At 62.7% G+C, this 5,848-nt stretch carries 3 rRNA genes; all 3 read right to left on the bottom strand.

What is annotated here, in order from left to right:
* Positions 1–30: 30 nt before the first annotated feature.
* The 3 genes from rrf to GZ998_RS09245 all read right to left on the bottom strand — a co-directional run bounded on the left by rrf (position 31) and on the right by GZ998_RS09245 (position 5,761).
* Positions 31–150: ribosomal RNA gene (gene rrf / locus GZ998_RS09255) — 5S ribosomal RNA — on the bottom strand.
* A 374-nt stretch (positions 151–524) separates the two neighbouring features.
* A 23S ribosomal RNA gene (locus GZ998_RS09250) occupies positions 525–3,772 on the bottom strand.
* 423 nt (positions 3,773–4,195) lie between these two features.
* Positions 4,196–5,761, bottom strand: a 16S ribosomal RNA gene (locus GZ998_RS09245).
* The 16S, 23S and 5S rRNA genes sit together here, the layout of an rRNA operon.
* Positions 5,762–5,848 lie beyond the last annotated feature (87 nt).

Raw genomic sequence — 5,848 nt, 5'->3', positions numbered from 1 at the left:
GTTGTGTGTGTGGTTGTGGGTGGGTGGGTGTGCCGGCGGTGTCCTACTCTCCCGCCCGCCTGTCGGGGGCAGTACCATTGGCGCTGGGGGGCTTAGCTTCCGGGTTCGGAAATGGGTCCGGGCGTTGTCTCCCCCGCTGTGACCACCGGCACGACCCACCCGCCCCCAGCCACACGCACTAGCCTGCGTGCCTGCCCCCCGCTGTGCGGGGTGGTTTGGGTCCGGTGTCGTACCCCAGCCAGCATCCCCCCGTGCCGTGGTGCTGGCCGGGTGGCTGGTTGCTGGGTGTCGTGGTTCCTCTATGCTCGTGTCCCGCCACACCCCGCACCCCCCGGGTACCCCGTTGCTGTCGGGGGTTTGGGGGTGCCTCGGTTGTGGCGTTGCGTGTTGTGCCTGCTTGGTGGGCTTGGCTGGTCGTGGACCGTACAGCGGACGCCCCCCCGGGCATGGGGGGTGGGTTGAGTGCGTGCGTGCGTGCTTGTGCTGCCTGCCCTGCACGTGGCCTGCTTGTGTGGGGTTGGTTTTTTGTGTTGTGTTCGGCTGTTGTTAGTACCAGTCAGCTCGCAGCAGGTTCACCCGCTTGGTGGGGCTGCCTGCTTCCACGCCTGGCCTATCGACCCAGTAGTCTACTGGGAGCCTTCCGCGCCCCCCGGGCGGGGGGCGCGCGGAGACCTTATCTTGGAGACGGTTTCCCGCTTAGATGCCTTCAGCGGTTACCCGGCCCGAACGTAGCCAACCAGCCGTGCCCCTGGCGGGACAACTGGCGCACCAGAGGTTCGTCCGTCCCGGTCCTCTCGTACTAGGGACAGGCCTCCTCAAGTCTCCTGCGCGCGCAGAGGATAGGGACCGAACTGTCTCACGACGTTCTAAACCCAGCTCGCGTACCGCTTTAATGGGCGAACAGCCCAACCCTTGGGACCTGCTCCAGCCCCAGGATGCGACGAGCCGACATCGAGGTGCCAAACCATGCCGTCGATATGGACTCTTGGGCAGGATCAGCCTGTTATCCCCGGGGTACCTTTTATCCGTTGAGCGACGACCCACCCACACGGGATCGCCGGATCACTAGCTCCCACTTTCGTGCCTGCTCGACCCGTCGGTCTCGCAGTCAGGCCCTCTTGTGCGCTTGCACTCGACACCTGGTTGCCGACCAGGCTGAGAGAACCTTTGAGCGCCTCCGTTACTCTTTAGGAGGCAACCGCCCCAGTTAAACTACCCACCAGGCACTGTCCCTGGCCCGGATCACGGGCCGAGGTTCAGGCGCACGCCACAGCCAGAGTGGTATCCCAACAGCGACTCCGCCGGCACTAGCGTGCCGGCCTCACAGTCTCCCACCTATCCTGCACAAGCCATGGCGGGCGCCAATACCAAGCTATAGTAAAGGTCCCGGGGTCTTTCCGTCCTTCTGCGCGTAACGAGCATCTTTACTCGTAATGCAATTTCGCCGAGCTCGTGGTTGAGACAGTGGAGGAGTCGTTACGCCATTCGTGCAGGTCGGAACTTACCCGACAAGGAATTTCGCTACCTTAGGATGGTTATAGTTACCACCGCCGTTTACTGGGGCTTGGGCTCACCGCTTCACACCACGAGGACGTGGCGCTGACGGATCCCCTTAACCTTCCAGCACCGGGCAGGCGTCAGTCCGTATACATCGCCTTACGGCTTCGCACGGACCTGTGTTTTTAGTAAACAGTCGCTCCTCCCTGGTCACTGCGACCCTCACCCCTAGCCCGCAACGGGGCTTCAGGGCCCGGGCCCCCCTTCTCCCGAAGTTACGGGGGCATTTTGCCGAGTTCCTTAACCACGATTAACTCGCCCGCCTGGGCATACTCTGCCCGACCACCTGTGTCGGTTATTGGGTACGGGCGGCGGACCACCTCGCGCCGAGGCTTTTCTAGGCACCACAGGATCACCCCACTATCCCCCACCCCAACAGGCAGGGTCACCATCACGCCTCACCCAGCCCCCCACCCCAAAAGCAGGGCAGGAAGGGCGTGGCGCCCGGATTTACCTGGGCGCCGGGCCACACGCTTGAACGGGACAAGCCATAAGCCCCGCCGGGCTACCCTAGTGCGTCACCCCTGTTAACACGCTTGCCTACCAGCACGGAGGACCCCCAGACCCCAAGCCGCCCCCCACACCCGCCCCGGCCGGCCGGCCCCGAAGGACCAGCCACCCGGCAGCAGGAAAAAAGCAGGGGACGCAAGGGCGTGGGTTAGCACCCGCGCGTCAGCACTGGCGGTGGACCGCCGGTACGGGAATATCAACCCGTCATCCATCGACTACGCCTGTCGGCCTCGCCTTAGGCCCCGACTCACCCAGGGAGGACGAACCTGCCCCTGGAACCCTTGGTCATACGGCGCCGGGGAATCCCACCCCGGTCTCGCTACTCATGCCTGCATTCTCACTCCCGCGCCGTCCACCCGAACGGTCACCCCCGGGCTTCACCCGGCGCAGGACGCTCCCCTACCGCCCAGGCACCACCCAACAGCAGCACCCGGGCCCGCGGCTTCGGCGGTACGCTTGAGCCCCGCTACATTGTCGGCGCACGACCACTCGACCAGTGAGCTATTACGCACTCTTTCAAGGATGGCTGCTTCTGAGCCAACCTCCTGGCTGTCACCGCGACCGCACATCCTTTCCCACTTAGCGTACACTTAGGGGCCTTAGCCGGCGATCTGGGCTGTTTCCCCCTCGACCACGAAGCTTATCCCCCGCAGTCTCACTGCCGCGCTACCCCCAAAACGGCATTCGGAGTTTGACTGGCATCAGTAACCCAGTAAGGCCCCTCAGCCAACCAGTGCTCTACCTCCGCACGGGAACACGCGACGCTGCACCTAAATGCATTTCGGGGAGAACCAGCTATCACGGAGTCTGATTGGCCTTTCACCCCTACCCACAGCTCATCCCCCCCGTTTTCAACCGAGGTGGGTTCGGTCCTCCACACGCTCTTACACGTGCCTCAACCTGGCCATGGGTAGATCACCCCGCTTCGGGTCCAGAACGCGCCACTAAACGCCCAACCTAGGACTCGCCCTCGCTACGGCTCCCCCACAACGGGTTAACCTCGCGACGCGCCCTGACTCGCAGGCTCATTCTTCAAAAGGCACGCCACCACCCGCCCCACACGCCCAAAAGAGCGGCGGGACAGGCCCTGACGGCTTGCAGGCGCCCGGTTTCAGGTACTATTTCACTCCCCTCCCGGGGTACTTTTCACCATTCCCTCACGGTACTAATCCGCTATCGGTCACCAGGAAGTATTTAGGCAGCCAGGTGGTCCTGGCAGACTCACGCAGGACTCCACGGACCCCACGCTACAAAAAAGGGGAAAAACACGCCCCACGCGCCACCAGCAGGTTCAGCCTACGGGGCTATCACCCTCTACGGCCCCCCTTCCCAGAGGATCCGGCTACCCACCAGCAAAGCACGCGGGCCCACGGCAGCAGGCCCCAGGCACGCCCCACAACCCCGCAGCCGCAACCCCTGCCGGGTACTCACACGACCACGGTTTAGCCTCATCCGCCTTCGCTCGCCACTACTAACGGAATATCTTCTCCTACGGGTACTGAGATGTTTCACTTCCCCGCGTAACCCCCCGCCCCCTATGAATTCAGGAACGAGTGACACGGCACAACCCGTGCCGGGTACCCCCATTCGGAAACCCTCGGATCACAGCCCGCAAGCCGGCTCCCCGAGGCATATCGCAGGCCGCCACGTCCTTCATCGGCCCCTGGTGCCAAGGCATCCACCGAACGCCCATAAAAACAACACAAAACCACGCGCGCACCCCCGCCAGCACCAGACGGCGCCACCAGGACCGCGCGCGAGCCACAGCAAAACACAGCAACCACAAAAGCAAGACAAAACAAAACAAGCAAACACTCGAAACACTCGCGTCCGCTATACAGTTCACAACCAGCCAGCCCACAGCCCCACCACCACCAGCCAAGCCGGCACCAGCAGGACCCAGGCACAACCAGGGCGCGCAGCCCCGGAACCCGACAGCATGCCACCCCCCAGCCACCCCCCACCCCCCAGCACAGGGAGAGCAAGAAGCAGCCAAGGAGCCCCACCCCCAGCCCGCCGCCGCCAGCAGGCCCCACCAGGCACCAGCCCAGCAAGACCCCAAGCACGACAACGACGAGCCACAGGAAGGATGCTTGCCTGCCCGGCCGGCGCCAAGAAGACTCCCTAGAAAGGAGGTGATCCAGCCGCACCTTCCGGTACGGCTACCTTGTTACGACTTCGTCCCAATCACCAGCCCCGCCTTCGACCGCTCCCCACAGGGCCACGGGCTTCGGGCGTCACCGGCTTTCATGACGTGACGGGCGGTGTGTACAAGGCCCGAGAACGTATTCACCGCGGCGTTGCTGATCCGCGATTACTAGCGACTCCAACTTCACGGTGCCGAGTTGCAGGCACCGATCCGAACTGAGACCGGCTTTAAGGGATTCGCCCCGCCTCGCGGCATCGCAACCCACTGTACCGGCCATTGTAGCATGCGTGAAGCCCAAGACATAAGGGGCATGATGATTTGACGTCATCCCCACCCTCCTCCGAGTTCACCCCGGCAGTCTCCCGCGAGTCCCCACCCGAAGTGCTGGCAACACGAGACAGGGGTTGCGCTCGTTGCGGGACTTAACCCAACATCTCACGACACGAGCTGACGACAACCATGCACCACCTGCAGGCCGGCCCCAGCCACAACAAGCAGCAGGGGAACCACCGTCTCCGGCAGCAACCAGCCCATGTCAAGCCTTGGTAAGGTTCTTCGCGTTGCATCGAATTAATCCGCATGCTCCGCCGCTTGTGCGGGCCCCCGTCAATTCCTTTGAGTTTTAGCCTTGCGGCCGTACTCCCCAGGCGGGGCACTTAACGCGTTAGCTACGGCGCGGACGCCCCGGAAAAGGACCCCCACACCCAGTGCCCAACGTTTACGGCGTGGACTACCAGGGTATCTAATCCTGTTCGCTCCCCACGCTTTCGCTCCTCAGCGTCAGCAACAGCCCAGAGACCCGCCTTCGCCACCGGTGTTCCTCCTGATATCTGCGCATTCCACCGCTACACCAGGAGTTCCAGCCTCCCCTACTGCGCTCAAGCCAGCCCGTACCCACCGCAAGCCCCCAGTTAAGCCAGGGAATTTCACGGCAGACGCGACCAGCCGCCTACAAGCCCTTTACGCCCAGTAATTCCGGACAACGCTCGCGCCCTACGTATTACCGCGGCTGCTGGCACGTAGTTAGCCGGCGCTTCCTAACCCGGCTACCGTCAGCCCACCCACAAAGGAGCAGGCCTTCACCACCGGAAAAAGAGGTTCACAACCCGAAGGCCTCCATCCCTCACGCGGCGTCGCTGCATCAGGCTTCCGCCCATTGTGCAATATTCCCCACTGCTGCCTCCCGCAGGAGTCTGGGCCGTATCTCAGTCCCAGTGTGGCCGTCCACCCTCTCAGGCCGGCTACCCGTCAAAGCCTTGGTAAGCCATCACCCCACCAACAAGCTGATAGGCCGCGAGCCCATCCCCCACCAGAACAACCAAACGATTGAACCTATACCAACCCACCCATGCAGGCAGGCCAGACCACCCCGTATTAGCCGCCCTTTCAAGCAGTTATCCAGGAGAAGAGGGCAGGTCACTCACGTGTTACTCACCCGTTCGCCACTAACCAGCCCCAGCAAAAACCAGAGCCAGCCCGTTCGACTTGCATGTGTTAAGCACGCCGCCAGCGTTCGTCCTGAGCCAGGATCAAACTCTCCAAACAAAACAAAAACCAAACAAAGAAACCAACAAAAAACACCAACCAAACAAACAAACACGACACACTATCGAGATCCCAAACAACACACCC

This window comes from Actinomyces sp. 594, assembly GCF_019325145.1.
Classification (GTDB): domain Bacteria; phylum Actinomycetota; class Actinomycetes; order Actinomycetales; family Actinomycetaceae; genus Actinomyces.
This window is presented reverse-complemented; position numbering and strand designations above follow the sequence as displayed.